This is a genomic window from Mesorhizobium sp. M7A.F.Ca.MR.362.00.0.0 (genome assembly GCF_004023175.1).
Lineage (GTDB): Bacteria > Pseudomonadota > Alphaproteobacteria > Rhizobiales > Rhizobiaceae > Mesorhizobium.
Genome location: NZ_RZTF01000055.1, coordinates 12,454 through 14,233, shown reverse-complemented (window position 1 = coordinate 14,233; position 1,780 = coordinate 12,454). Strand labels below are relative to the sequence as shown.

General features: G+C 62.4%; 3 protein-coding genes. 1 reads left to right on the top strand and 2 read right to left on the bottom strand.

Features of this window, described 5'->3' with window-relative positions:
* Positions 1-16: 16 nt before the first annotated feature.
* A complete protein-coding gene (locus EOC06_RS10445; protein ID WP_127320072.1) occupies positions 17-388 on the top strand; it encodes an endonuclease domain-containing protein in 372 nt (123 codons plus the stop codon).
* A 119-nt stretch (positions 389-507) separates the two neighbouring features.
* Here EOC06_RS10445 and EOC06_RS10440 read toward each other — a convergent pair whose 3' ends face one another.
* Complete coding sequence (locus tag EOC06_RS10440) at positions 508-1,539, bottom strand: DUF3445 domain-containing protein (protein ID WP_128307692.1); 1,032 nt, start codon at positions 1,537-1,539, stop codon at positions 508-510.
* 9 nt (positions 1,540-1,548) lie between these two features.
* Positions 1,549-1,780, bottom strand: a 232-nt coding sequence (locus EOC06_RS42160) for a 2Fe-2S iron-sulfur cluster binding domain-containing protein (protein ID WP_245469464.1), incomplete at its 5' end; no start/stop codon positions are given.

Below are 1,780 nucleotides of genomic sequence, written 5' to 3'. Positions count from 1 at the left end.
GGGGGGGCGAACCGCGATGACGCACAATCTGGTATCCGCCAACAGCCGCCGCAATGCGCGCACGATGCGCAAGGTGATGACCGATGCCGAACTCAAGCTTTGGAATGAGATCAGGGCACACAGGCTGATGGGACTGGGGTTTCGGCGCCAGATGCCTATCGCCGGCCATATCGTCGATTTTGCATGCCCGGACAAAAAGCTGATCGTCGAGCTTGATGGTTCCCAGCATGGCCGGGCCGAAACGTCGGAATCGGACGCTGCAAGAACCGCCAAATTCGAAGCGCTGGGCTGGACGGTCCTGCGCTTCTGGAACGACGATGTCATTCGCGATATCGACAATGTCTGCCAGCATGTCGTGATTGTGGCTGGGCTGGGCGACGCGTCGTAAGCGCGGAGGTGGAGATTGGGCAAGGCAGGCGCTCCACGGCGCCCCCCTCTGCCCTGCCGGGCATCTCCCCCTCTTGGGGGGAGATTGGCTGCTTTGGGGGCAGCGCCAACATCAGCTATTCAATCCGGCCCAAACCCTGGGCTCGTCGCGCTCCCATCGTCGAGCTTCGACAGCCACTCGACCAACGCCGGGCGATAGCGTGTCAGGCCCTTGTAGTTGGCGAGTTCGTCAGGCAGGTCGCGGATGACGCGGTGCAGGCGCCGTGCCCATTTGGGCTGCGTCGCCAGCTCATCCATCTTGATCAGATAGCAGCGGATCGGGAAGACGATGCCGTTGGAGCGCGGCAGTCGCCAGAAACTCTGCAGCTCGACACGCAGATGCACCTTGTCGCCGACATTGTCCGGCGTCACCGTCGCCCGGTCCGGACCCCATTTGTGGTAGTTCTCGGGGCTGGTGTCGAGGCGCGGATTGATGGTCATCGTCCAGTTCAGGCGCCGCGCCGGCTTGCCCTGCTGGATGTTGGTGAGGAATTTCAGCGCCCTGACGAAAATCCCCTTCTCATGCGCCAGCGGCACCGGCGCATGCCATTCGAAGAAGTTCATGCCGATGTCGAAATCGAGCGACCAGTCGGCCTGGGTGGTGACCATGCCGGCATCCATCCACAGATTGCCGTCGCGCTGGTCGAGGATGCAGAAATCGCCCTGGCTTTGCCGGGTGATGTATTCCATCGGGCCGTAAGGTAGCGTCGAGGTGTCGCCGAAAGTGAAGGTGTCGTCGATACCGAGCGGCCGGTTGATCCAGCGCCAGCGATCGCCGTCGCGGGTCAGCGTGAAATGCTCGGGATAGCCCAGCGCCTGCTGCTCCATCAAAAGATCCCAGCCGGCCAGCGTCATGTGCGGCAGCGACTGGCAGCGCAGCGGATCCTCGGCCAGCACCAGCGCGCGGTCCTGCATCTCGGCGACATAGTGCTCATCGACGTCGATCAGGTTTTCCAGCACGCTGCCCCTGGGTCCGACGACATGCGGCTCGATGTTGACCGCATACATGTAGGCGTCTTCGTGGAACGGAAACGGGAAGCGCCTGATGTGCTCCGGGCTGTTCTTGAAGGTGAAGTCGTCGCGGAACGTTTCCTTGCGAAAGGTGATGCCCATGATTTTCTCCTACCGCTCCAGCACCAGCGACCGGCCCTCGAAGCGCGACACGCAGGGCATGATCTTCTTGCCCGAACGGTGCTCTTCCTCGCTCAGCCAGTGGTCGTTGTGAATGAACTTGCCGTCGCAAGAAATGACGTTGGTCTCGCACTGGCCGCAGACGCCGCCGCGGCAGAGATAGGGCGGATCGACGCCGGCCGCCTCGATCGCTTCCAAGAGGCTCTGCTGTTCGTCGACGCGG